Raw genomic sequence first — 24,431 nt, 5'->3', positions numbered from 1 at the left:
GATGAAGCCGCTGCTGCGTGCCGTACTGATCATCGATGCTCTGATACTGCTGGCGTTCGGGCTGTTTTTCCTGCTTACGCCGTGGAAATCGCTGTACGACGCGCTGCAGTTGGCGCAGACGGACCCTGTGCTGGTCGGTCAAGGCTTCGGCATCGCGCTGATCGGGCTCGCGTGGCTCGCGCTGCATGCGTCGATCGACGGCGCAATGACGGCGACGATGGCCAAGGTCGTCGGTCATGTGAACTGGCTGACGGGCGTGCTGATGCTTGTCTGGCTGGTCGGGCTGCATACGCCGTCGCTGGCGGGTCTCGGTCAACTGGTGGCAGTGGTGACAGGCGCAGTGGTGCTCGTCATCGGCCTGGGTGGCGTGAGGCTGGCGAGCGCCGTACGCCGGCGCGATCGGCTGGCGGGCACGGCGGCCGCAGGGCGTGCCGACCGCGTCGCGGCTCGCGACACCGCGAACGAAGCGCGCAAGGCCGAGCGCGAGCGCAACGCGGCGCCTCCGGAAGGCGTCTATCCGGCGAGCGGGTCGCATGCAGCCGAGCCGATGCTCGATACGACGCGTTCCGGGAGCGCAGCGTCGCCCGTGAGTCCCGCGACGGGCCATCCCGTCGAGCCGGATTTGACGGCGGCGGCGCCGGGCGCATCGGCGGCCCGGTCGCGTGAAGATGCGCTCGCGCGCGAGCGTGCAGCCGCTGCGGACGAAGAAGCCGGCGCGCGGGAGCGCGCCGCGGCCGAAGCGAAGTCCGGCGCACCCCGGCCTCCGTTTCATGGCTGATCCGCGACACGACACGCTTTCTGCCGAAACAACCGGAATCCGTCTGCGCGCAGTCCTTTTATCGATGGAGTTTCGTGGCTGCGAGTGCATCGTCGGGACTCGGTCGATGCTGCCTCGTCGCGATGCGTTCGTCATGTCGTCCGCGCGATCGCCTGTACCGGCCGAGCCGGTCCGTTTTGAATACCATGCTGCCCGGTCGCGATGCGACTTGCGCGGCTTTCCCTTTCCGTTCTTTTTAGATTCCGTCCGCTGCCATGCATGACAAGATCCTAATCCTCGACTTCGGTTCGCAAGTCACCCAACTGATCGCACGCCGCATCCGCGAAGCGCACGTGCTGTCGGAAATCCATCCGCACGACGTCAGCGACGAGTTCATCCGCGAATTCAAGCCGAAGGGCATCATCCTGTCGGGCGGCCCGAATTCGGTGACCGAGACCGATACGCCGCGTGCGCCGCAAGCGGTGTTCGAAGCGGGCGTGCCCGTGCTGGGCATTTGCTACGGCATGCAGACGATGGCCGAGCAGCTCGGCGGCAAGGTCGACAGCGGCCATCTGCGCGAGTTTGGCTATGCGGAAGTGCGCGCGCGCAACCATACGAGCTTCCTCGACGGCATTCAGGACTTCGCGACGCCCGAAGGCCACGGCATGCTGAAGGTGTGGATGAGTCACGGCGACAAGGTGCTGGAAATGCCGTCGGGCTTCCAGCTGATGGCATCGACGGAATCGTGCCCGATCGCCGCGATGGCCGACGAAGCGCGCCATTTCTACGGCCTGCAATGGCACCCGGAAGTCACGCACACGGTGCAGGGCCGCGCGATGCTCGAGCGTTTCGTGCTGAAGATCTGCGGCGCGAAGCCTGACTGGGAGATGGGCAACTACATCGATGAAGCCGTCGAGAACATCCGCAAGCAGGTCGGCGACGAGCATGTGATCCTCGGCCTGTCGGGCGGCGTGGATTCGTCGGTGGCGGCAGCGCTGCTGCATCGAGCGATCGGCGATCAGCTCACGTGCGTGTTCGTCGATCACGGCCTGCTGCGCCTGAACGAAGCCGAACAGGTGATGGCGACGTTCGCCGATCACCTGGGCGTGAAGGTGATTCACGTCGATGCGAGCGAGGCGTTTCTGTCGAAGCTCAAGGGCGTGACCGATCCTGAGGCGAAGCGCAAGATCATCGGCGCGGAATTCGTCGAAGTGTTCCAGGCCGAAGCCGGCAAGCTGACGGACGCGAAGTGGCTCGCACAAGGCACGATCTATCCGGACGTGATCGAATCGGCGGGCAAGGGCAAGAAGGCGGCGCATACGATCAAGAGCCACCACAACGTCGGCGGCCTGCCGGAAACGCTGAACCTGAAGCTGCTCGAACCGCTGCGCGAACTCTTCAAGGACGAAGTGCGCGAACTGGGCGTGAAGCTGGGTCTGCCGCCGTCGATGGTGTATCGACATCCGTTCCCGGGCCCTGGCCTCGGCGTGCGGATTCTCGGCGAAGTGAAGCGCGATTACGCAGATCTGCTGCGCCGCGCGGACGCGATCTTCATCGAGACGCTGCGCACGTTTATCGACAAGGATACGGGCAAGTCGTGGTACGACCTGACGAGCCAGGCGTTTGCGGTGTTTCTGCCTGTGAAGAGCGTCGGCGTGATGGGCGATGGCCGCACGTACGAGTATGTCGTCGCGCTGCGCGCCGTGCAGACGCTGGACTTCATGACGGCGCACTGGGCGCATCTGCCGCACGATCTGCTCGGCCACGTGTCGAACCGGATCATCAACGAAGTGCGCGGCATCAATCGCGTCGTGTACGACATTTCGGGCAAGCCACCGGCGACGATCGAGTGGGAGTGAGAAAAGAGGGCGCTGCGGCGCCCTTTTTTATTGTTCTCGATGTACTGGACGCAACCCGCTCCGATCAGTTCGCCTCCGTCCTTCTTCAGAATCGCTCACAGGAAAAACCAAACCGATCCCACCGTTCTTTCGCTATGCGGACACACTCATGCACTTCTGCTGCACTGGCAGGCGAGCCAGCGCCTGGAAATCGCATGACTTCCGGGGTCGGAGTAGAGCGCAAGTAGTCCATCGAAATGGACTTCATCGAACGGTTCGAGGCGAAGGCGCAAGGTCCGCTGAATGGTTCGCATGGCGCTCCGTTCACTGCATGTCGTTGCACTCGCATGCAACTGAACGCAGTTCCGGCTTGGCACTATTCTTCCATTCATGTTCAGCGAAGCGGTACTTTGACAGAAGTTCACAGCGGCTTACCGGTGCGGTGCGATCATCGCGGCGCTCGGGCCCATCGACCAGACCATCGGCGAGGGCTCTCAACAACCGCTTCGTCTTCGCGCAGGACTTGATTGAATGACGCCACATTTGGACATCGGACAGCTTTACGCCGCGGCCGAGCAGGCCTTCCTCTGCGGTCAGCACGACACGGCGCGCGTGCATGCCGAGAGCGTTCTCCAGACGCAGCCCGAACATGCTGCCGCGCTCCATCTGCGGGGGCTGATTGCCCTTGAAGCGAAAGAGCCCGGTGGCGCGGCGCACTGGATCGAGCACGCGCTGCGCGTGCGGCCCGATCCCGTTTTCTACAACAGTCTGAGCGTCGTGCAGATCCGCTCGGGCGCGCTTGCCGAGGGCGCGGCGAGCGCGCAACGCGGCCTGGATCTGGCGCGCAGTCAACCATCCGTTGCAATCGATACGTCGATTCTCGCGTTCAATCTCGGCGTGGCGCTGCAACTGAACGACGACATGGAAGCGGCGGAGCACGCCTATCGCAGCGTGATCGCCACGAACCCGGGGCATTCCGGCGCGCACAACAATCTCGGCCTCGTGATGAACGCACTGGGCGATGTCGAAGCGGCCATCGAGCATCATCAGCGCGCCTATGAACTCGACCCGTCGAATCTCGAAGCGCGCAGCAATATCGGTCACATGATGCTCGCGGCCGGCCGATACGAAGAGGCGTGGCCGCATTTCGAGTATCGCTGGGCCGCGCTCGGCAACAATCGCGGCGAGCGCGGCGCGCGGCCCGTCGGTTTGCCCGTGCCGCAGTGGCGGGGCGAGCCCTTGCCGAAAGACGGCGCGCGGCTTTTCATCGTGTACGAGCAGGGGCTCGGGGATGCATTGCAGTTCTGCCGCTTTTTCCCGCTCGCGCTCGCGCGTTTCACGACGATCGGATTGAACTGTCCGAAGCTGTTGTGGCGGCTTTTCGAAGACTCGTTCGGCGCACGCTATCCGCAACTGAAACTGCTCGACGACATGCCGTCGGACTGGAGCGAATGGGATTGCCATTCGCCGATGCTCTCGTTGCCGATGTCGCTCGGCATTGATTTGCAGAACCTCGCTTCGGCGCCGAGCCGTTATCTGCGCGCCGATGTACAGCGTGCGCAATATTGGCGCGGACGGCTCGCGGCATTGGCGCCGCAAGGCGTGCCGCGCATCGGCATCGTGTGGGCGGGCGGAAAGAGCAACGCGCACATGGACCAGATGCGCAGCATCGCGCCCGCGCAGATCGAGCGGTTGTTGGCGTGGCCGCGTGCGCATTGGCTCAGCTTGCAGAAAGCGGACGACGCATCGAAGGAACTGACGCCGACGAAGCGTCCGAACGTGACCGACTGGATGAGCGAAATCGACGACTTCGCCGATACGGCGGCGCTCGTCGAGCATCTCGATCTGGTGATTGCCGTCGATACGTCAGTCGCGCATCTGGCGGCGGCGATGGGCAAGCGCGTGTGGCTGCTGAACCGTTACGCGGGATGCTGGCGCTGGCTGCGCGATCGTACCGACAGTGCGTGGTATCCAGGCTTGCGCATTTTCAACCAGTCCGAGCGTGGTGATTGGGCGGACGCGCTTTCGAAGGTGATCGAAGCGCTGGAGGCGGAGTTTCCAGTCCGCGCAACCTGGTGATCGCGCTTTGCTCATGCTCGAGGTGCTCGAACCCCGCGCGCACGAAAGCTCGGTATCGGCTCGCATTGCGGACTGTTCGCAATGGCCTGCGAGCCAGGGAGTGAATGACGCCGACGCGCCGGCCCGGCAAATGGCGTTCCGCGGCGCGCCAGCATGATATTGCATGCGTTGAATGCGCGTCGCGCGCGTCCGACGTCAGCCGTACGCGCGGCACCAATCAATCGGTGAATCAGTAGCGGTCGAGCCGGTTGCCTGCGATGCGCACGCGGTCGCCGGGATGCAGGTCGCCGGGTGTGCTGACATTGAAAGCGCGCATCGAGCCGTCGTTCAGTTGCACGGAAACCCGGTAGCCGCCCGGCGACGACGCGCCCGCCTGCTGTCCAAGCTGATTGCCCGCGACAGCGCCGCCTAGCACGCCGATCGCCGTCGCGGCATCGCGGCCATGGCCGCGTCCGAACTGGTTGCCGATCACGCCGCCCACGACTGCGCCGATCACCGTGCCCGCGACGCCGCCCGCCGTCACGGCACCCGGATTGGACAACGGCTGGATCGACGAAACGACGCCGTACTGCTCGCCGTATCCGTAGCCCTGCTGAGGCTGCTGATAGCCCTGGTTCTGGCCGTCCTGCCAGTCGGACTGATCGTACGCGGGCTGTTGTTGATATTGCGGCTGTTGCGCGTAGGGCTGCTGATACTGCGGCGGCTGCGCGTAACCAGGCTGCGCGTAGACAGGCTGCGAGTAAGCCGGTTGGGCGTAGGCCGGTTGCGTGGCGTACGACGAACCGTAGGCAGAACCATAGGGCGCATTGCCGGGAACGACGCAGCCGGCAAGCGGCAGCGTGACGCAGAGCGCGATCAGCGACGTTCGGACGAGAGGGCGAGCAAAACGGGAGTGGGTCATGTTGCGAGATTGTCGTGGCGCCACCAGCTGTGGACGGCGACGAGTATAGGGAAACCCGTGTCGCTATTGACGAGCGCCGTGCGTAACAGTGTGTAAATTGCGCGTCGGAGAAAAACGACCGGGGCAATCGGGACGCACGAGCAGGAAAACCGGCAACCTTATTTCCGTGCGGAACGCCATCCTATGCGACATTTCCTAAGATCTGATTGCGCACTCTAGGCGTCTGACAAATGCATTTCGCGGCTCCTGATAAAATGCCCGAGCCGCAACGTAGTGGATTGCAAATGAAATTGCTTGATGCACTTGTCGAACAACGGATTGCCGCCGCGGCCGCGCGCGGCGAGTTCGACGATTTGCCGGGAGCCGGCGCGCCCCAGACGCTCGACGATGACGCTCTGGTGCCCGAAGAAGTTCGAATCGCGAACCGCATTCTGAAGAATGCGGGCTTTGTGCCGCCGGCCGTCGAACAACTGCGGGCGCTGCGCGACCTGCAGAACGAACTGGATGCCGTCAGCGACCGGTCCACCCGCTGCCGGCTGCAGGCGAAGATGCTGGCGCTCGACATGGCGCTGGAATCGCTGCGTGGCGGACCGCTCGTCATGCCGCGTGAGTACTGCCGCCGGATCGCCGAGCGTCTCTCGGAGCGCGCCGCCGACGACCCGGCCGCCGAGGCGGGGCCGGCGTGAGCATCGACGTCGATCCCTCCGCGTCGCAAACCGATTTGCCCGCTGGTACGCCGGCCCAGCCGGCCGTCGATCAAACGGGCGCGCGGCCGCCGCTTGTCGTGACTGCCACGGCCGATCCGAATGCTCCGAACGCTCCAGACGCCCAAGCCGCCGTTCCCAAAGAACTGACCCATATCACCGAACGCGATCTCCACTTCATGGGCCTCGCGCAGGCCGCCGCCGACGAAGCGCGCGCCGCAGGCGAAGTCCCCGTCGGCGCGGTGCTCGTGCGCGGCGACGAAGTGATCGCAAAGGGCTTCAATCACCCGATCAGCGGACACGATCCTTCCGCGCACGCCGAAATGGCCGCGCTGCGCGCCGCCGCGCAAAGGCTCGGAAACTACCGGCTGCCGGGCTGCGAGCTTTACGTGACGCTCGAACCCTGCCTGATGTGCGCGGGCGCGATCATGCATGCGCGCATTGCGCGCGTCGTGTTCGGCGCGCGCGACCCGAAGACGGGCGCATGCGGCAGCGTCGTCGATGCGTTTGCGAATCCGCAGCTAAACCATCACACGACCGTGATCGGCGGCGTGCTCGAAGACGAATGCGGTGATGCGCTGCGCTCGTTCTTCGCGGACCGCCGGCGGGCCGTGCGGGAACGGCGCGCCGCCGCCGCGCGCGACAGCGAACCCGGCGCGTCCGAACCGCTCCAGGACACCAATCCCGTCAACAGAACAACAGGCTGACATGGCCACGCATCGCACCATCGAACTGATCGCGCCTTCGGGCTATCCGCACGATCCGAACGCGATTCAGCTCGCGCTGAAACGGTTGCGCGCGCAAGGGCACCACGTCGAAAACATCGGCGCGACGCAGCGGCGCTACCAGCGCTTTGCCGGTACCGACGGCGAGCGCGCAGCAGAGCTGAACCGGCTGGCGGACCCGTCGCGCGAGCTGCCCGATATCGTGCTCGCCGTGCGCGGCGGCTATGGTGCCGTGCGTATTCTGCACGGGCTCGACTACGCGGGGCTGCAACGCCGCTTGCGCGACCAGCCGATCGCGTTCGTGGGCCATAGCGATTTCACCGCGCTCCAGTTGGCGCTGCTGGCGCAGGCGGGCGTGACGACTTTCGGCGGCCCGATGCTCGCGGTCGACTTCGGCGCCGAAACCGTCAGCGACTTCACGATGAAGCATTTCTGGCATGCGCTGACTTCGGATACCTACACGATTTCGGGCACGCTCCCGCAAGCGCAAACCGTCGATGTCAAAGGCACGCTGTGGGGCGGCAATCTGGCCGTGCTGGCGTCGCTGGTCGGCTCGCCGTATATGCCGCCTGTCGAGGGCGGCATCCTGTTCGTCGAGGATGTCAACGAGCAGCCGTTCCGGATCGAGCGGCTGATCTATCAGCTGCATCTCGCAGGCATCCTCGAGCGGCAGCAGGCGCTCGTGTTCGGCGACTTTTCGGGCGGCAATCCGTTCGACTACGACAACGGCTACGATCTTCACGCGATGATCGAGCAGGTGAGGTCGGTGATCGGCATTCCCGTCGTGACGGGCCTGCCGTTCGGCCACATCCCCGACATGGTGACGCTGCCCGTCGGCGCGCAGGCGCATCTCGTCGCGGGGGCGCATGGGTTCAAGCTGACGGTGTCGGGACATCCCGTGCTCGGGTAACGGACGTAAGAGGCGGCGCAACGCGTCGCATTGCGTCGGAGGCGAGGCGACTCGCCTTTGTTTTGACGATCAATCGCAACTAACGGTCTGAGCGATTCGGCACCCGCCAATTCGTATTCGCCCGCCGCAATCGCACGTTTTGTTGACAAAATGTTCGTCAGAGGAGGAAGGCTTTGACCGACGCGGTTGGTCGCTCAGCCGCACAGGCGGGCCGTCAGAGACCATTTCGGATAGTTTTGGGCACGTCAGTCCAAACTGAAATTGTCGAAAATTGGCGGCCAAAATTGTTGACAATTTTTATGTCCGTCCTAAGATGGACCCCATAACAGCACGCTCATCATGTCAGAGACACCCAACGCAGCCGCGAGCAGCACGAAACCCGAAGCGATCGCCGAGCGCATTCGCGCCGCGATCCTCGAGCATCGGCTTGCGCCCGGCGCGAAATTGACGGAAGCCCAGTTGTGCGACGTGTTCGGCGTCAAGCGCGGACCGATCCGGCAGGCGCTGGCCCTGCTGGCCACCGACCGCCTCGTCGATCTGGAGCCGAACCGCGGTGCATTTGTCGCCAGTCCGTCGCTGCAGGAAGTGCATGAAGTGTTCGAGATGCGCCGGATCATCGAACTGGCCGTCGTCGACAAGATTTGCGCGGGTCAAGGCTCGCGGCGGTTGAAGAGCATCGGCGGGATGCTCGCCCGCGAGCGCAGGGCGTTCGAGTCGCGTGATTTTCCGGCGTGGATCAGGCTGTCGGGCGAGTTTCATACGGAGCTCGCATCGCTGACGGGCAATACCGTGTTGTGCGATTGCCTGAACGGACTGGTCGCGCGTTCGACGCTGATCTCTGCGTTGTACGAATCGCTCGGCCGCAGCCCCTGTTCGTTCGAGGATCACGAAGCGATTCTCGCGGCGCTCGACGCGGGCGACGCGAAGACGGCGGGCGCGCTGATGTCGCGCCATCTGCAGAGCGTCGAGCTGAAGATGCTGGATCGGCCGGCAAGCGGTGGAACCGATCTGCATGAAGTATTCGGCATGCGCGCGCCCAAGATAGTCGCCGGCTGAATCAAAGTGCAAGCATGACGCCCGCCCGCGCTCGCAGGCGGTGCGCGCTGCACTGAAGTGAACTGTGTTTGATCAAAAGTCGGCCGACAGGCCGTCCGGGACATGAACCGATACGAGCCGCACCCGGCGCGTATCGAGACCGAGAGACCGTAAGGCGTGACCGCTCATCAAGCAGCCACGCCGACGCGGCAAAGCCTTGCAGGCATTCGCGGAGAGCCTGCCGGGCCATCAAAACAAGTACGTAAGTACGGAGACACCCGCGGCAACGTGCAGGCGCCGTGCATCGGCACGACCCATAGGGTGGGCCGGTCGCGCGCCTGGCATACACGATGCAATGCTCGTCGATCCCCGTCGACGTTCCCACCTTAGGAGGAATCCATGGCTCAGTTCAGTGCAGCACCGGATAGTTCGGCAATCCCCGATTACGAGAGCGGCGCGCAAAGCGGTCACGCGCTTCCTGCGGGCTACAGCGAGCGTTTGTACAACGAAGACCTCGCGCCGTTGAAGCACCAGACGTGGGGCGCCTATAACATCTTCGCGTTCTGGATGTCGGACGTGCATAGCGTCGGCGGCTATGTGTTCGCGGGCAGCCTGTTCGCGCTGGGCCTCACGAGCTGGCAGGTGCTGATCGCGCTGCTCGTCGGCATCACGATCGTGAACCTGCTGTGCAACATGATCGCGAAGCCGAGCCAGCTGAACGGCGTGCCGTATCCCGTCGCGTGTCGCGCGACGTTCGGCGTGCTGGGTGCGAACGTTCCGGCCGTGATCCGCGGCCTTATCGCCGTCGCGTGGTATGGCATCCAGACGTATCTTGCATCGAGCGCGCTCGTCATCGTCGTGCTCAAGTTCTTCCCGCAGCTCGTGCCGTACGCGGACGTGCATCATCACGGCTTCATGGGCCTGTCGACGATCGGCTGGGCCGGCTTCATGTTGCTGTGGGTGCTTCAGGCATTCGTGTTCTGGAACGGCATGGAGACGATCAAGAAGTTCATCGACTTCGCGGGTCCGGCCGTGTATGTCGTGATGTTCATCCTGGCCGGCTACATGGTGTGGCGTGCGGGCTGGCAGAACATCGGCATCAATCTGGGCGGCGTGAAGTATCACGGTGCGGAAGTGATCCCGGTGATGATCACGGCGGTGTCGCTGGTGGTGTCGTACTTCTCGGGCCCGATGTTGAACTTCGGCGACTTCTCGCGCTACGGCAAGAGCTTTCGCAGCGTGAAGCGCGGCAATTTCTGGGGCCTGCCCGTCAACTTCCTCGCGTTCTCGCTGGTGACGGTCATCACGACGGCCGCGACGCTGCCCGTGTTCGGCGAGCTCATCACCGATCCCGTCGAAACGGTGGGCCGCATCGACTATCCGACGGCTGTGATTCTCGGTGCACTGACGTTCACCATCGCGACCATCGGCATCAACATCGTCGCCAACTTCGTGTCGCCTGCATTCGACTTCTCGAACGTCGCACCGAAACTCATCAGCTGGCGCGCAGGCGGCATGCTCGCTGCCGTCGCGTCGATCTTCATCACGCCGTGGAACCTGTTCAACAACCCGGCTGTGATCCACTACACGCTCGACGTGCTCGGCAGCTTCATCGGACCGTTGTACGGCATCCTGATCGTCGACTTCTTCCTCGTGAAGCGCCAGAAGATCGTGCTCGACGATCTGTACACGGTGTCGGAGAAGGGTTCGTACTGGTATCACAAGGGCGTGAACTATCGTGCAGTGGCCGCGCTGCTGCCGGCTGCACTGATCGCGGTGATCTGCGTGATGGTGCCGTCGCTGGACGGATTGGCGAACTTCTCGTGGTTCATCGGCGCGGGACTCGGTGCGGTCTTTTACAGTGTGCTCGCCCGTAAGCTGCAACGCAGTGCATGAACGCGCATGACAGTTCATCAAAGGGTGCAACAGGAGTTCTTGACATGCGTATCAAACTGATCAACCCGAACACGACGCAACGGATGACGGAGGCCATGGGCCGTTGTGCGCGCAGCGTCGTGGCGCCGGGGACGGAGCTGGTGGCGACGAGTCCGACGATGGGCCCGCCGTCGATCGAAGGCTATTACGACGAAGCGCTCGCCACGCCGGGGCTGCTGGCGGAAATCGAAGCGGGCGAGCGTGAAGGCTTCGACGGCTACGTGATTGCATGTTTCGGCGATCCCGGCCTCTATGCGGCGCGCGAGCTGGCGCGTGGCCCGGTGATCGGCATCGCGGAAGCGGCGATGCATGCGGCGAGCGTGCTGGCGCCGGGCTTCTCGGTGGTGACGACGCTCTCGCGCACCTGCGGGATGGCCTGGCATCTGGCCGAGCGTTACGGCATGAAGCGCTTCTGTCGCAACGTTCGCGCCACCGACGTCGCCGTGCTCGAGCTCGATCAGCCCGGCTCGGCGGCGCGGCGCATCATTCTCGACGAATGCCGCCGGGCGCTGGACGAGGATGGATCGGATGCGATCGTGCTCGGCTGCGCGGGGATGGCTGAATTGTGCGCGGAGATCGAAGACGCGCTGGGCGCGCCCGTGATCGAAGGCGTGACGGCCGCCGTCAAATGGGTCGAGGCGCTCGTCGCGTTGCGCCTCGCGACGGCCAAGCGCGGCGACTATGCGCGACCGCTCGCGAAGCGCTACGACGGCGAATTCGCGCGTTTCAGTCCGATGGGCGAAGCGTCCGCTGACGCGCCATGCGGGCAACAAGCCGCGCCCGGCGTGAATGGTGTGACTGGCACGAACGGCGCGCTGCTGCGCGTCAACGCGAGCGCGCTGCGCGCCGACCCCGCCGCCGATATTGCGCCGCACATACATTCCGTCTGACACGCACTATCTGCCCGGGTGTATGGGCGCACCCGGGTGTTTTCGCTACACTGGTTCAACCCTGCCGGCCCTGCCGTAGCGCGTTTCCCCGCTTTCACGACGTCCGCCGGCGCAGACTTGCAATCGCTCACGTCAACCGCTGCGTCACTCACATCATGTCACTCGATTCGAACTATCCACGCGATCTGATCGGCTACGGCCGTTATCCCGTGCAGGCTGACTGGCCAGGACGCGCGCGCGTCGCGGTGCAGTTCGTCCTCAACTACGAAGAGGGCGGCGAGAACTGCGTGCTGCACGGCGACCCGGGCTCGGAGCAGTTTCTGTCGGAGATCGTCGGCGCGGCGGCGTATCCGTCGCGTCACATGAGCATGGAGTCGATCTACGAATACGGCTCGCGTGCCGGCGTCTGGCGCATCCTGCGCGAATTCGAGAAGCGCGGCCTGCCGTTGACGGTGTTCGGCGTCGGCATGGCGATCGAACGGCATCCGGAAGTCGCGCGCGCGTTTGTCGAGCTGGGTCATGAGATCGCGTGTCACGGCTATCGCTGGATTCACTATCAGGACATGTCGCCCGAACGCGAAGCCGAGCATATGCGCCTCGGCATGGAAGCGATCGAGCGCGTGACGGGCGAGCGGCCGCTCGGCTGGTACACGGGCCGCGACAGCCCCAATACGCACCGCCTCGTGGCCGAATACGGCGGCTTTCTGTATGACTCCGACTACTACGGCGACGACCTGCCGTTCTGGATGGACGTCGAGGTGACGGGTGGCGCGAAAGTGCCACACCTGATCGTGCCGTACACGCTCGACACCAACGACATGCGCTTCGCGACACAGCAAGGCTTCAACACGGCGGACCATTTCTTCACGTATCTGCGCGACGCATTCGACGTGCTGTACGAAGAGGGCGACGAAGCGCCGAAGATGATGTCGATCGGCATGCATTGCCGTCTGCTCGGCCGTCCCGGGCGCTTTCGCGCGCTGCAGCGCTTTCTCGACCACATCGAAAAGCACGAGCGCGTCTGGGTCTCGCGGCGCGTCGATATCGCGCGTCACTGGCGCGAGCATCACCCTTATCAACCACAGGACAACCGCGGGGCTGCGGCATGAAGGCGATGCAATACACACTCGATCAATTGAACAGGATCTCGACCGACGCGTTCGTCGCGGCGCTGTCGGGCATCTTCGAGCACTCGCCGTGGGTCGCAGAAGTGGCGTCCGCGCAGCGTCCCTTTGCGAGCGTCGACACGCTGCACAAGACGATGTCGAACGCCGTCGAAACAGCGGGCGAAGCGAAGCAGCTCGCGCTGATCAACGCTCACCCGGAACTCGCGGGCAAGGCGGCCGTGCGCGGCGAGCTGACGGCCGAATCGACGCGCGAGCAGAGCGGCGCCGGTCTTGATCAATGCACGCGGGAAGAGTTCGACAAGCTGCTGCGGCTGAACGCGGCGTATCGTGAGAAATTCGGCTTTCCGTTCATTCTCGCCGTGCGCGGCTATGACCGGCACGGGATCATCGCGAACTTCGAATCGCGTGTGAGCAACAGCCGCGCCGACGAGCTGCGCGCGAGCCTCGACCAGATCTATCGCATCGCGCGTTTCCGTCTCGACGATCTGATCAGCGCGTGAACGTCGCGCTCGCAGCATGATCGGCATTGCGTCGCGACACATCGCGCGCTCGATGTACTTACACAAAGCAACATCCCGACAGCAAGGAAGACAAAGATGGCACTCCCGATTCTCGACCCCAACGCACCCGAATTCACCCGCCGTTTCGTGAACCTCGCGGACCCGCGTCTTGGCGCACAAGCGCTCGAATCCAGCGACGATTTCTTCGCGCCGAAGGAGCGCATGCTGAATCCGGAGGCCGCCGTCTTCATCCCCGGCAAGTACGACGAGCACGGCAAGTGGATGGACGGCTGGGAGACGCGCCGCAAGCGCACGACGGGCTACGACTGGTGCATCGTGAAGCTCGCGCGTCCGGGCGTCATCAAGGGACTCGATATCGATACGAGCCACTTCACGGGCAACTTCCCGCCGGCGGCGTCGGTGGAAGCTGCGCGCGTGACGGATGGCGCGCCGAACCAGTCGACGCAATGGACCGAGATCGTTCCGTCGACGACGCTGCAAGGCAATAGCCATCACTACGTCGACGTGGGCGACACGAACGCGTATACGCACCTGCGCGTGAATATCTATCCGGACGGCGGCATCGCGCGCCTGCGCGTGTACGGTCAGCCGCAAGTCGACTGGGCGGGCGCGAGCCGCACCGATCTGGTCGATCTGGCCGCGATGGAAAACGGCGCGTATCTGGTTGCCGCGAACAACCAGCACTTCGGCGCCGCGTCGACGCTCCTGATGCCGGGCCGCGGCGTGAACATGGGCGACGGCTGGGAAACGCGCCGACGCCGCGAGCCGGGCAACGACTGGGCGATCGTCGCGCTCGCGCAGCCCGGCGTCATCAAGAAGATCGAAGTGGATACAGCGCACTTCAAGGGCAACTTTCCCGATCGCTGCTCGTTGCAGGCCGCATACGTGACGGGCGGCACCGATAGTTCGCTGATCACGCAGGCGATGTTCTGGCCGGTGCTGCTCGGCGAACAGAAGCTGCAGATGGACAAGCGGCATTTCTTCGAAAGCGAGATCGCGGCGCTCGGCCCTGTCACGCATGTCCGCTTCAACATCATTCCGGACGGCGGCGTGTCGCGTCTGCGTCTGTGGGGCACGCTCGCATCATGAAGACACTCGCCATCGAACCGCTGACACGCGAAGCGTTCGCGCCGTTCGGCGACGTGATCGAACTGGAAGGCGCGAAGCAGATCCCGATCAATCTCGGCACGACGATCCGTTATCACGATCTCGCGAAAGTCGATGTCGCCGATCAGGACGGCCGCACGCTCGTCAATCTGTTTCGCGGGCAGCCGCGCGAACTGCCGTTCGAAGTGAAGATGCTCGAACGGCATCCGCTCGGCAGCCAGGCGTTCATTCCGTTGAACGACAAGCCGTATCTGGTCGTAGTCGCGCCGGCCGGCGCACTCGACGAGTCGAAGGTTCGCGCGTTCGTCACGAGCGGCTGGCAGGGCGTGAACTACGCGAAAGGCGCGTGGCACCATCCGCTGATCGCATTGGGCGAAGTGAGCGATTTCATCGTCGTCGATCGCGGTGGCGAAGGGCTCAATCTCAACGAGCAGGATCTCAAGGCTTCGCTGTGGCTCACTGAAGAGGCGTTGAGCGCTGTCGCGGTTTGAATGGGGTGACGTGAAGCGCATCGCGTCGCGCGCGGCGCTTCGATGATGAAGGCAAAGCCCATCGCGGATGAATGTCCGCGATGGGCTTTTTGTTGGCAGGCAGGTTTTGGATTGGAGAGAAACCCGCCGCGTCGATTGCCTTCGACCTTGATGAGCTTTTAACGATATGCTCTTCTTCGGGCTATGCAGCGGCTGACGATGTGTCGCGCTGCGTATGGCTTGGGCGCGATGAAAACTCTGCGCGGATCAGATTGAGCTCGAAGCCGTCGAGCAGGTTGTTGCCCGACGAGATTCGCCGATTGTTGAAGTCGCGAGGGACACAATCCGCAGTATCCAGCTTGTAGATCCAAGCCTGCAAAACACCTGCTAAATGCGCATGCGGTAGCCTCGGGCTACGAACGCACCGGCATCTATTCCTTCGCACGCAAACGTGTAGCCCGGTGCCGTCGCCAGGCGCAAAAAAAAACGGGCTGCCGCTTGCGCGAACAGCCCGCCAACCTCGAAGAAACGGGCTTGCGCCCGTCATCGACACCTCGTCTGTTATTTCACTGCACCGCCCTGGAACCATGCGGCGATTTTTTGCCGTTCGCCATCGGTCATGTGCGTGACGTTGCCAAGCGGCATTGCCTTAAGCGTCACGGCCTGTTGATAGATGCGCTGCGCGTTCATCGAAATCTCGTCGGGCGTATCGAGCAGCACGCCGGCGGGGGCGCTGCCCATCAGCGTCGGATGCGCGGAGTGGCACGCCACGCAGCGTTGCTGCAGCACGGGCACGATATCGGCCATCTTCACGACGGGCGCATTTGCGGCTTCCGCGACGGGCACGACTGGCTTCGGCATCGTCCAGAACAGCGCGCCGAACATCAGCGCGACGCCGGCGAGGGGCAGATACCACAGCACCTGACCGCGGTGACGCATCACGAAGAACTGTCGGATCAGCGCGCCCGCCAGCATGATCACGACGAGCACCGCCCAGTTGTACGGATGCGTGTACGTCATCGCATAGTGGTTCGACAGCATCGCGAACACGACGGGCAGCGTGAAGTACGTGTTGTGCACGGAGCGCTGCTTGCCGCGCTTGCCGTAGATCGGGTTCGGCGTGTCGCCCTTGAGCATCGCGTCGACCATCTTGCGCTGGCCGGGAATGATCACGAAGAACACGTTCGCCGACATGATCGTCGCGAGCATCGCGCCCATGATCAGATACGCTGCGCGGCCCGCGAAGATATGACAGGCGAGGAAGGCCGCGATCAACACGTAAATGCCGACGCAGATGCCAAGCAGCTTGTCCTTGTTGCCGAGGATGCGGCACAGCGAGTCATACACGATCCAGCCTGCCGCGAGGAAGCCGAGGGCCGAGAAGATCGCGACGACGGGGCCCATGTCGAGCACGTTCTTGTCGATCAGGTACGTGTTCGGCGCGAACAGGTACAGCACCGTGAAGAGACCGAAACCGGAAAGCCACGTCGTGTACGACGGCCACTTCGACCAGTGCAGGTCATCGGGCATCTCGGGCGGCGCGACAGTGTACTTCTGCATGTTGTAGAAGCCGCCGCCGTGCACGTGCCACAGTTCGCCGAACACGCCGCGCCGGCGCTGGTTCGGGTCCACAGGCGGCTTCAGGCTGTTATCGAGTGCGACGAAATAGAACGACTCGCCGATCCAGGCAATTGCGGCGATCACGTGAAACCAGCGAATCGCGAGATTCAGCCAGTCGGTAATAAAGCCTTCCATGAAACTCCTCCACTTCTGATTCGTTGTTCGCGCGGCATCTCGTGTACTGCGCGCAATGCGGTGCTGTTGCGCCGCTGCATGTCGGCCAAGGATTCAGTGCATGCAACGACAATAAGATGAACTCGGGTGCTGATGGATCGCGCCTGTCCGGCTTGCGCTTCGCGAATGTCTCCATGTCATCGGCGAAATGCACCCGCTGTCGCACGTGGCGCGACTGCGTTTCGCGTCAGCTGCCGCGATAGGTGCTGTACGACCACGGCGATACCAGCAGCGGCACGTGATAATGCGCGCCGGCGTCGGCGATGCCGAAACGCAGTACCACACGATCGACGAAGCGCGGCTCCGGCACTTTGGTGCCGATCGACGCGAAGTAGTCGCCTGCATGGAATACGAGTTCATATTCGCCGACGGTCAGTGCATCGCCTTCGAGCAGCGGCTCGTTGCAGCGGCCATCGTGATTGGTGGTAGTGGTCTTGAGCGCACGGCGCGTGTCGCCGGAAAGCGCAAAGAGTTCAACCTTGATATCGGCGCCGGGACGGCCGTTTGCCGTGTCGAGCACGTGGGTAGTGAGCTTGCCCATTCGCGATTGTCCTTGTGTAGATGCGAGGTTTCAGCGGCGGCCCGATCCATCACAGTTTGCGGCGGATCGAGGCTCCACGTCAGTGGCTACATACCCGTCGGCGGATTGAAGCGAGCGCCGTGACATCCATTGTAGAAACATTGTTCATCTGCGCGGGCGAGCGATAGGAAAGATAATCGCTGCCGCATGACTGCCCACTGACAGCCTCCGCATGGGTACGCCAGTGCAGTCCGGAACGGCATGGCTGCGCTTGTCCGATCGTACCGGCACCAAAAATACCGACTATATGCGCTGCGTGAATCCGGGTATCGCAACGTCCCGGGTTGCCAGCGCAATTTTGTCGCCCGAAGGTTACGCCCATGCACGGCGCGGCCGTGCATCCCGAAGACGGCGGAGCACGCCGGGTAACCGGGCCAACTGCGTTCGAACGGGACGCGGCGGCGCGGTGGCGTGCCGGCGACATCGCGTTCGAATGACTTTTGCACTCGCCCCGACTGCCGCGGACCGTGATCACGCGCAGATCGATGCAGCAGGAACTGACGGCATGCAACCCTATGCAGTCGAATGCGGCGGCATCGCGCGGCGGCGAACAGGGCGGCACTGGAGAAACGAATGACGATGCAAACCCACGCAACGGGCACGGCGCGAGCAACCGGCCAGCGCGGCAAGACGATGCTGGTCCGACATGCCGACGTGCTCGTGACGATGGACGGCGAGCGGCGCGAACTGCGCGACGGCGGCCTCTATATCGAAGACAACCGGATCGTCGCCGTCGGCAGGACCGCGGAACTGCCGGACACGGCCGACGAGATTCTCGACATGACGGGGCATCTCGTCATTCCCGGTCTCGTCAACACGCACCATCACATGTATCAGAGCCTGACGCGCGCAATTCCCGAGGCGCAGAACGCCGAGCTGTTCGGCTGGCTGACGAACCTGTACAAGGTGTGGGCGAATCTCACGCCGGAGATGATCGGGATTTCGACGCTGACGGCGATGGCGGAACTGCTGCTCTCAGGCTGCACGACGTCGAGCGATCACCTGTACATCTATCCGAACGGCAGCCGTCTCGACGACAGCATCGCCGCCGCGCGCCGCATCGGCATGCGTTTTCATGCAAGCCGCGGCAGCATGAGCGTCGGACAGAAGGACGGTGGCCTGCCGCCCGATTCCGTCGTCGAAAGCGAAGCGGACATCCTGAAGGACACGCAACGGCTGATCGAGACGTATCACGACGAAGGGCGATACGCGATGCTGCGCGTCGTCGTCGCGCCGTGCTCGCCATTTTCGGTGAGCCACGACCTGATGCGCGAATCGGCTGCGCTGGCGCGGCACTACGGCGTGTCGCTGCATACGCACCTCGCCGAGAACGTGAACGATATTGCATACAGCCGCGAGAAGTTCGGCATGACGCCGGCGGAGTATGCCGAGAATCTCGGCTGGGTCGGCCGCGACGTATGGCATGCGCACTGTGTGCAACTCGACGATGCCGGCATCGGCCTGTTCGCGCGCACGGGCACGGGCGTCGCGCACTGTCCGTGTTCGAACATGCGGCTGGCGTCGGGCATCGCGCCGGTAAAGAAGATGCGGCTGGCGGGCGTGCCCGTCGGGCTGGGCGTCGACGGGTCGGCGTCGAACGATGGCGCGCAGATGGTCGCCGAAGTGCGTCAGGCGTTGCTGCTGCAGCGGGTCGGTTTCGGGCCCGACGCGATGACCGCGCGCGAAGCGCTCGAAATCGCGACGCTCGGCGGCGCAAAAGTGCTGAACCGCGACGATATCGGCGCGCTGGCTCCGGGCATGGCAGCGGATTTCGTGTCGTTCGATCTGCGCCAGCCGCTTTTTGCGGGCGCACAGCACGATCCCGTCGCGGCGCTCGTGTTCTGCGCGCCGTCGCAGGTATCGACGAGCGTGATCGGCGGAAAGGTCGTGGTGAAGGACGGCGTGCTAACGACGGTGGATCTCGGCCCCGTGATCGAACGGCACAACAGCCTTGCGAAGTCGCTGTACGAAAGTGCCGCTTAAAAGCGAAGCGGCAGTTGCAAAAGCAAAGCGGCGGTTTCACAACCGCCGCCTGCAACATAGTGCCGTCTTTGTCGCGCTTTATTTGTCGACGAGGGTTTTGGTCGCCTCCGCGACGAGGCTGCGCAACCAGCGCACTTCATCGGAGTAGTGCACGCGCTCGTGCCACAACTGGTAATACTGCATCGGCGGGAAGTCGAGCGGCGCGGGCACGACGGTCAGCGGCAGGAACTTCGCGTAGTAGTCGGCGAAGAGGCGCGTCGTCGTGAAGATCAGGTCGGACTTGATCAGCACGTAAGGCGCGAGGTTGAAGTACGGCAGCGTGACGACGACATGGCGCTTCAGGCGCTCGCGGGCCAGATGCACATCGATCGCGCCGCGCTGGCCGACTGAATAGGGCGTCGGCGCGAGATGCGGCGCGTTCAGGTACTGGTCGAGCGTCAGGCCGCCGCGCCGGGCGAACGGGTGCGTGTTGCTCATCAGGCACACGATCTGGTCGACGAACAGGTTCGACAGGTGCAGCTGCTCGGGCGGTTCCGGCCAGTTGCCGACGACGATATCGAGCTTGCCATCCTCGAGCGCCAGTTCATAGTCGAACGCGGGGCCGAGCGAGTGGAACTCGAGTGTCGCGTTCGGCGCGGCCTGGCGGAAGCGCTCGACGACGGTCGGCACGAACAGCACGTTCAGGTAGTCGGGGCAGCCGATCCGGTAGCAGCGGATCGACGTCGCGGGGTCGAAGTTGTGCTGCTGAAATTTAATGCGTTCGATCTCGCGCAGTGCATTCTGGACGGGTTCGAGCAGGCGCAACCCGTACTCGGTGGGCACCATGCCGGATTTGCCGCGCACGAGCAGCGGATCGCCGGTGATGTCGCGCAGCCGTCGCAGCGCGGCGCTGATGGCGGGTTGGGACTGGTTCAGTTTGACGGCGGCGCGCGTGACGCTGCGCTCCATCAGAAGAGTGTGCAAGACGCGCAGTAGGTAAGTGTCGATCGCCTCGCGTTGTTGGCTCATGACTTCTCCGAAATATATGTTCAGGCTGATCGATCTGGCATGGGGCTATATGCGTTTTAATATAGAGATAAGGAGGCGTCAAGGGAGGGATACCCGCAAACCGTGCAGTGGCGCGGCTCTGCGGGAATTTTGGCGGCTCGACTGATGGGGTCGATTTCGGTATCGTCGATCGGCTGCGGCACCACGACACGCGCGTCCAGCGGGCAATTCAATCGGGGAAACGCGTGAGGCCGCGTGCTGGCGGCATCACGCGTAATACGGAACAACATGAGCGACACATCTTCAGTCGGCCCGACGGGCGGCAGCGCACACGCAAACGGCGCAAACCGTAGCGGCGGCGCCACACCGCGCCTCGCGCTCGCGGGCATCAGCAAGCAGTATCCTGCCGTGCGCGCCAACGACGACGTCACGCTGATCGTCGCGCCCGGCGAAATCCACGCAGTGCTCGGCGAAAACGGCGCGGGCAAGAGCACGCTGATGAAGATCATCTACGGCGCGGTGCGGCCGGATGCGGGCGAAATCCGCTGGGAAGGGCAGCCCGTCGAGATCGCGAGTCCCGCTGCCGCGCGCAAGCTCGGAATCGGCATGGTGTTTCAGCACTTCTCGCTGTTCGAGACGCTGACGGTCGGCGAGAACATCGCGCTCGCGCTCGACGAGCCGTTCGATCTGAAGGCGCTCGGCAAACGCATCCGCGAGGTATCGGCGGACTATGGGCTCGACATCGATCCGCAGCGTCACGTGCACAGCCTCACGGTTGGCGAGCGGCAACGCGTCGAGATCGTGCGCTGCCTGCTGCAGAACCCGCGCCTGCTGATCATGGACGAGCCGACTTCCGTGCTCACGCCGCAGGCCGTGCGCAAGCTGTTCGAGACGCTGCGCCGTCTCGCGTCGGAAGGCTGCAGCATTCTCTACATCAGCCACAAGCTCGACGAAATCCAGGAGCTGTGCGACACGGCGACCGTGATGCGCGGCGGCAAGGTGACGGGCCACGTGAAGCCGCGCGAAGAAACGCACGCGTCGCTGGCGCAACTGATGGTCGGCCATTCGCTGCCTGATTACGAGCGCCGCGCGCACATGCCGGGGGACGTGCTGCTCGACGTGAAGCATCTGTCGTCGTCGAGCGACGATCCGTTCGGCACGTCGCTCGACGATGTGTCCTTCAGCGTGCATGCGGGCGAGATCTTCGGTATCGCGGGCGTGTCGGGCAACGGGCAGGCCGAGCTGCTCGCCGCGCTCTCAGGTGAGCACAAGGGCAACAACAAGGACCATCGCGCGGATGCCGTGACCATCTGCGGCAAGCCCGCCGGCAAGCTGGGCGCCGCGGCGCGCCGCAAGCTGGGCTTCGCGTTCGTGCCGGAAGAGCGTCTGGGTCGCGGCGCCGTCCCCGCGATGTCGCTCGCGGAGAACGCGCTGTTGACGGCGCACCGGCAGCAGATGGTGCGCTCGGGCTGGATCAACGCGGGCGCGATGCGGGCGTTCGCGAAGCGCTGCATCGAAGCCTTCGACGTGCGCTGCGGCGGCGAGGGCGCGCTCGCGCAGAGCCTGTCGGGGGGCAATCTGCAGAAGTTCATCGTCGGACGCGAGATCCTGCAGGCGCCGAAGGTGCTTGTCGTCGCGCAGCCGACATGGGGCGTCGACGTCGGCGCGGCCGCGTTCATCCGGCAGCAGTTGCTCGATCTGTCGGCGCGCGGCGTCGCGATTCTGGTGATCTCCGAGGAGCTCGAAGAACTGTTCGACATTTGCGATCGCCTGGCCGTGCTGGCGCGCGGGCGTCTGTCGCCGTCGCGCAAGACGGGCGACACGAACGCGGAGGAAATCGGCCGCTGGATGGCCGGTCTCTTCGGCGACCGCGAAGGTGCGCCGCCGTCGGCCGGCCAGCCGGCGCATGCATGACCGTGCATTCGTAACGCGGCGCGTGCATAACGGTGCATGCAACCGGCACATGCACGACTCGACGCGCGTCACGCGAGCCTGCATCAAACCGCAGATACCCCATCGACCAAACACACAATGATTCTTCCGTACCGACTCGAAGCCCGCACGACGCCCTCGCGAACGATGCAGCTCGCCGTGCCGCTGATCGCCGCGCTTCTCACGCTCGTGATCGGCTTTCTGATCTTCAGTCTCGTCGGCCGTGATCCGGTGCAGGCGATGGTCGCGTTTTTCATCGAGCCGCTTTCGAGCGTCAACGGCTGGTCCGAGCTGTTGCTGAAGGCGTCGCCGCTGTGCCTGATCGGCCTGGGTCTTGCGATCGGCTATCGCGCGAATGTGTGGAACATCGGCGCCGAAGGGCAGATGGTGCTGGGCGGCATCGCGGCGAGCGGCGTCGCGATCTACTTCGATCAGGCGACGGGCTGGTGGATCCTGCCGACGATGATGATCGCAGGCATGCTCGGCGGCATGGCGTGGGCGGCGATTCCCGCGCTGCTCAAGAGCCGCTTCAACACGAACGAAATCCTCACGAGCCTGATGCTCACCTACGTCGCCACGCAATTGCTGATCTATCTGGTGAGCGGCCCGTGGCGCGACCCGCAGGGCATGAACTTCCCGCTCTCCGAAATGTTCACGGGCGACGCGCTGTACCCGACGCTCTACGGCGACTGGCACTGGAAATTCATGCGCGGCACGCGGCTGAACGCATCGATCTTCGTGACGATCGTGGCGATCCCGCTCGTGTGGCTCTTCATGCGCAAGAGTTTTGCCGGCTTCCGGATGAACGTCGGCGGTCTGGCGCCGCTTGCCGCGCGCTATGCGGGCTTCTCCGACAAGAAGACGATCTGGACGTCGCTGCTCATCAGCGGCGCGCTGGCGGGCCTCGCGGGCATGGGCGAGATCGCGGGCCCGATCGGCCAGTTGCAGGCGACGTGGTCGCCGGGCTATGGCTTCACCGCGATCATTGTCGTGTTCGTCGGGCGGCTGCATCCCGTCGGCATCGTGCTCGCGAGTCTGCTGATGGCGCTGCTGTACCTCGGCGGCGAAGCCGTGCAGACGTCGATGCAACTGCCGCAGGCCTTGTCCGGCGTGTTCCAGGGGCTGCTGCTGTTCTGCCTGCTGGGCGCCGATCTGTTCGTCAATTATCGCGTGCGCCGTCGCGGCATCGCGGCATCGTAACAACGCTGGAAACCGGATCAACATGGATATTCAACAAGCCAGCTCGCTGACGTCGAGTGCGGTCGTCGCGGCGATTCCGCTGATGTTCGCGGGCATCGGCGAACTCGTGACCGAGAAGTCCGGCGTGCTCAACCTCGGCGTCGAAGGGATGATGCTGATGGGCGCCGTGACGGGCTACGCGGTGACGTCGATCACGGGCAACCCGTGGCTCGGCGTGCTCGCCGCGATCGGCGCGGGCATCGCGATGTCACTGCTGTTCGCGTTCCTCGTGCTGTCGATGCTCGCGAACCAGGTCGCCACGGGCCTGTCGCTGACGATCTTCGGGATCGGCCTTTCTGCGTATGTCGGCAAGCCGTACACGTCGGCGGCCGTGCGCGAGTCGATCGGCACGTGGATCATTCCCGGCCTCTCGAAGATCCCCGTGCTCGGCCCTGCATTGTTCAGCCTCACGCCGCTCGACTATCTTGCGTTCGTAATGTTCGCTGTCGTCGGCTGGTTTCTGTACCGCACGCGCGCCGGGCTCGTGCTGCGCTCGGTCGGCGAGTCGCCACAGGTCGCGCATTCCGTCGGTTTTCCGGTGGTCGGCGTGCGTTATGGCGCGACGCTCTTTGGCGGCGCGATGGCGGGGCTCGCTGGCGGCTACTACTCGATCGTCAATCTGCACTTGTGGCAAGAGCAGTTGACTTCAGGTCGTGGCTGGATCGCGCTTGCACTCGTCGTGTTCGCGACGTGGCGTCCGGGACGATTGTTGATCGGTGCACTATTGTTCGGTGCAGTGACGGGCCTGCAGTTTTATGCACAGGCGATCGGCGTTCCAGTGCCGACGCAGTTTCTCGCGATGCTGCCTTACCTTGCGACCGTCGTCGTACTCGTGCTGATTTCGCGCAATCCGAACACGATCCGTCTGAATGCGCCTGCGTCTCTCGGCAAGCCGTTTTTCGCGGCGGGCTGAACGC

At 64.0% G+C, this 24,431-nt stretch carries 22 protein-coding genes; 17 read left to right on the top strand and 5 right to left on the bottom strand.

Translation table 11 applies throughout. The annotated features are described in order from the left end of the window. Position 1 precedes the first annotated feature (1 nt). Positions 2-778, top strand: a complete 777-nt coding sequence (locus tag BN2476_RS17065; RefSeq protein ID WP_087735349.1) for a hypothetical protein — start codon at positions 2-4, stop codon at positions 776-778. Positions 779-1,032: 254 nt separating this feature from the next. Beyond that, positions 1,033-2,616 (top strand): glutamine-hydrolyzing GMP synthase, encoded by a 1,584-nt coding sequence (gene guaA, locus BN2476_RS17060; RefSeq protein WP_087735348.1) that lies wholly within the window; start codon positions 1,033-1,035, stop codon positions 2,614-2,616. A gap of 303 nt (positions 2,617-2,919) precedes the next feature. On the opposite strand, the gene BN2476_RS48250 is transcribed toward guaA, so the two are convergent. After that, on the bottom strand, positions 2,920-3,324 hold the full coding sequence (locus BN2476_RS48250) for a hypothetical protein (protein ID WP_235850867.1): 405 nt from the start codon (positions 3,322-3,324) through the stop codon (positions 2,920-2,922). 9 nt (positions 3,325-3,333) lie between these two features. On the opposite strand from BN2476_RS48250, the gene BN2476_RS17055 reads away from it, so the two are divergent. Beyond that, complete coding sequence (locus BN2476_RS17055) at positions 3,334-4,674, top strand: glycosyltransferase family 9 protein (RefSeq protein WP_235850866.1); 1,341 nt, start codon at positions 3,334-3,336, stop codon at positions 4,672-4,674. A 229-nt stretch (positions 4,675-4,903) separates the two neighbouring features. On the opposite strand, the gene BN2476_RS17050 is transcribed toward BN2476_RS17055, so the two are convergent. Next, on the bottom strand, positions 4,904-5,575 hold the full coding sequence (locus tag BN2476_RS17050) for an outer membrane lipoprotein (RefSeq protein ID WP_087735346.1): 672 nt from the start codon (positions 5,573-5,575) through the stop codon (positions 4,904-4,906). A gap of 284 nt (positions 5,576-5,859) precedes the next feature. Here BN2476_RS17050 and BN2476_RS17045 point away from each other — a divergent pair, with 284 nt between their 5' ends. The 10 genes from BN2476_RS17045 to BN2476_RS17000 all read left to right on the top strand — a co-directional run bounded on the left by BN2476_RS17045 (position 5,860) and on the right by BN2476_RS17000 (position 15,020). Then, a complete protein-coding gene (locus tag BN2476_RS17045; RefSeq protein ID WP_087735345.1) occupies positions 5,860-6,261 on the top strand; it encodes a DnaJ family domain-containing protein in 402 nt (133 codons plus the stop codon). Continuing rightward, a complete protein-coding gene (gene tadA, locus BN2476_RS17040; protein WP_235850865.1) occupies positions 6,258-6,986 on the top strand; it encodes a tRNA adenosine(34) deaminase TadA in 729 nt (242 codons plus the stop codon). Before BN2476_RS17045 ends, tadA begins: the two co-directional genes overlap by 4 nt. 1 nt (position 6,987) lies before the next feature. Then, on the top strand, positions 6,988-7,914 hold the full coding sequence (gene ldcA, locus BN2476_RS17035; protein WP_087735344.1) for a muramoyltetrapeptide carboxypeptidase: 927 nt from the start codon (positions 6,988-6,990) through the stop codon (positions 7,912-7,914). A 339-nt stretch (positions 7,915-8,253) separates the two neighbouring features. After that, complete coding sequence (locus tag BN2476_RS17030; protein ID WP_087735343.1) at positions 8,254-8,970, top strand: GntR family transcriptional regulator; 717 nt, start codon at positions 8,254-8,256, stop codon at positions 8,968-8,970. Positions 8,971-9,348: 378 nt separating this feature from the next. Beyond that, entirely contained in the window at positions 9,349-10,845 is a 1,497-nt protein-coding gene (locus BN2476_RS17025; RefSeq protein ID WP_087735342.1) for an NCS1 family nucleobase:cation symporter-1, read from the top strand. 44 nt (positions 10,846-10,889) lie between these two features. Continuing rightward, positions 10,890-11,774 (top strand): aspartate/glutamate racemase family protein, encoded by an 885-nt coding sequence (locus BN2476_RS17020; protein ID WP_087735341.1) that lies wholly within the window; start codon positions 10,890-10,892, stop codon positions 11,772-11,774. 155 nt (positions 11,775-11,929) lie between these two features. Then, entirely contained in the window at positions 11,930-12,883 is a 954-nt protein-coding gene (puuE, locus tag BN2476_RS17015) for an allantoinase PuuE (protein ID WP_087735340.1), read from the top strand. After that, complete coding sequence (gene uraD / locus BN2476_RS17010; protein ID WP_087735339.1) at positions 12,880-13,401, top strand: 2-oxo-4-hydroxy-4-carboxy-5-ureidoimidazoline decarboxylase; 522 nt, start codon at positions 12,880-12,882, stop codon at positions 13,399-13,401. Before puuE ends, uraD begins: the two co-directional genes overlap by 4 nt. A gap of 96 nt (positions 13,402-13,497) precedes the next feature. After that, complete coding sequence (alc, locus tag BN2476_RS17005) at positions 13,498-14,511, top strand: allantoicase (RefSeq protein ID WP_087735338.1); 1,014 nt, start codon at positions 13,498-13,500, stop codon at positions 14,509-14,511. After that, on the top strand, positions 14,508-15,020 hold the full coding sequence (locus BN2476_RS17000; protein ID WP_087735337.1) for an ureidoglycolate lyase: 513 nt from the start codon (positions 14,508-14,510) through the stop codon (positions 15,018-15,020). The genes alc and BN2476_RS17000 overlap by 4 nt, the downstream gene beginning before the upstream one ends. Before the next feature lie 540 nt (positions 15,021-15,560). Here the strand turns inward: BN2476_RS17000 and BN2476_RS16995 are convergent. Both BN2476_RS16995 and uraH read right to left on the bottom strand, forming a co-directional pair. Beyond that, a complete protein-coding gene (locus BN2476_RS16995; protein WP_087735336.1) occupies positions 15,561-16,754 on the bottom strand; it encodes a urate hydroxylase PuuD in 1,194 nt (397 codons plus the stop codon). A 226-nt stretch (positions 16,755-16,980) separates the two neighbouring features. Beyond that, a complete protein-coding gene (uraH, locus tag BN2476_RS16985) occupies positions 16,981-17,334 on the bottom strand; it encodes a hydroxyisourate hydrolase (RefSeq protein WP_087735334.1) in 354 nt (117 codons plus the stop codon). 612 nt (positions 17,335-17,946) lie between these two features. On the opposite strand from uraH, the gene BN2476_RS16980 reads away from it, so the two are divergent. Then, entirely contained in the window at positions 17,947-19,356 is a 1,410-nt protein-coding gene (locus tag BN2476_RS16980; RefSeq protein ID WP_087735333.1) for an 8-oxoguanine deaminase, read from the top strand. Between the two features lie 78 nt (positions 19,357-19,434). On the opposite strand, the gene BN2476_RS16975 is transcribed toward BN2476_RS16980, so the two are convergent. Then, positions 19,435-20,364: a LysR substrate-binding domain-containing protein gene (locus BN2476_RS16975; RefSeq protein ID WP_087735332.1), complete on the bottom strand. Its 930-nt coding sequence runs from the start codon at positions 20,362-20,364 to the stop codon at positions 19,435-19,437. A gap of 267 nt (positions 20,365-20,631) precedes the next feature. Between BN2476_RS16975 and BN2476_RS16970 the strand changes: the two genes are divergently transcribed. The 3 genes from BN2476_RS16970 (at position 20,632) to BN2476_RS16960 (ending at position 24,427) form a co-directional block, all read left to right on the top strand. Then, complete coding sequence (locus BN2476_RS16970) at positions 20,632-22,257, top strand: ABC transporter ATP-binding protein (RefSeq protein WP_087735331.1); 1,626 nt, start codon at positions 20,632-20,634, stop codon at positions 22,255-22,257. Between the two features lie 117 nt (positions 22,258-22,374). Next, positions 22,375-23,475 carry an ABC transporter permease gene (locus BN2476_RS16965; RefSeq protein ID WP_087735330.1) on the top strand — a complete coding sequence of 367 codons (1,101 nt, stop codon included), beginning with the start codon at positions 22,375-22,377 and terminating at the stop codon, positions 23,473-23,475. A 22-nt stretch (positions 23,476-23,497) separates the two neighbouring features. Further along, entirely contained in the window at positions 23,498-24,427 is a 930-nt protein-coding gene (locus tag BN2476_RS16960) for an ABC transporter permease (RefSeq protein WP_087735329.1), read from the top strand. The last annotated feature ends 4 nt before the right edge of the window (positions 24,428-24,431 follow it).

This window comes from Paraburkholderia piptadeniae (assembly GCF_900007165.1).
Lineage (GTDB): Bacteria > Pseudomonadota > Gammaproteobacteria > Burkholderiales > Burkholderiaceae > Paraburkholderia > Paraburkholderia piptadeniae.
Note: the sequence above shows the minus strand (reverse complement) of the source record. Positions and strands in the feature narration are given on the sequence as shown.

Excerpts from the sequence above, each read along its gene's own strand:
- BN2476_RS17030 (WP_087735343.1), top strand. The coding sequence starts at position 8,254 with ATGTCAGAGACACCCAACGCAGCCGCGAGCAGCACGAAACCCGAAGCG.
- BN2476_RS17000 (WP_087735337.1), top strand. The coding sequence starts at position 14,508 with ATGAAGACACTCGCCATCGAACCGCTGACACGCGAAGCGTTCGCGCCG.
- BN2476_RS17020 (WP_087735341.1), top strand. The coding sequence starts at position 10,890 with ATGCGTATCAAACTGATCAACCCGAACACGACGCAACGGATGACGGAG.
- ldcA (WP_087735344.1), top strand. The coding sequence starts at position 6,988 with ATGGCCACGCATCGCACCATCGAACTGATCGCGCCTTCGGGCTATCCG.
- BN2476_RS17050 (WP_087735346.1), bottom strand. The coding sequence starts at position 5,575 with ATGACCCACTCCCGTTTTGCTCGCCCTCTCGTCCGAACGTCGCTGATC.
- BN2476_RS16995 (WP_087735336.1), bottom strand. The coding sequence starts at position 16,754 with ATGGAAGGCTTTATTACCGACTGGCTGAATCTCGCGATTCGCTGGTTT.
- BN2476_RS16965 (WP_087735330.1), top strand. The coding sequence starts at position 22,375 with ATGATTCTTCCGTACCGACTCGAAGCCCGCACGACGCCCTCGCGAACG.
- alc (WP_087735338.1), top strand. The coding sequence starts at position 13,498 with ATGGCACTCCCGATTCTCGACCCCAACGCACCCGAATTCACCCGCCGT.
- uraH (WP_087735334.1), bottom strand. The coding sequence starts at position 17,334 with ATGGGCAAGCTCACTACCCACGTGCTCGACACGGCAAACGGCCGTCCC.
- guaA (WP_087735348.1), top strand. The coding sequence starts at position 1,033 with ATGCATGACAAGATCCTAATCCTCGACTTCGGTTCGCAAGTCACCCAA.
- BN2476_RS17025 (WP_087735342.1), top strand. The coding sequence starts at position 9,349 with ATGGCTCAGTTCAGTGCAGCACCGGATAGTTCGGCAATCCCCGATTAC.
- uraD (WP_087735339.1), top strand. The coding sequence starts at position 12,880 with ATGAAGGCGATGCAATACACACTCGATCAATTGAACAGGATCTCGACC.
- BN2476_RS16970 (WP_087735331.1), top strand. The coding sequence starts at position 20,632 with ATGAGCGACACATCTTCAGTCGGCCCGACGGGCGGCAGCGCACACGCA.
- puuE (WP_087735340.1), top strand. The coding sequence starts at position 11,930 with ATGTCACTCGATTCGAACTATCCACGCGATCTGATCGGCTACGGCCGT.
- BN2476_RS17065 (WP_087735349.1), top strand. The coding sequence starts at position 2 with ATGAAGCCGCTGCTGCGTGCCGTACTGATCATCGATGCTCTGATACTG.
- BN2476_RS16980 (WP_087735333.1), top strand. The coding sequence starts at position 17,947 with ATGACGATGCAAACCCACGCAACGGGCACGGCGCGAGCAACCGGCCAG.
- BN2476_RS17045 (WP_087735345.1), top strand. The coding sequence starts at position 5,860 with ATGAAATTGCTTGATGCACTTGTCGAACAACGGATTGCCGCCGCGGCC.
- BN2476_RS16960 (WP_087735329.1), top strand. The coding sequence starts at position 23,498 with ATGGATATTCAACAAGCCAGCTCGCTGACGTCGAGTGCGGTCGTCGCG.
- BN2476_RS16975 (WP_087735332.1), bottom strand. The coding sequence starts at position 20,364 with ATGAGCCAACAACGCGAGGCGATCGACACTTACCTACTGCGCGTCTTG.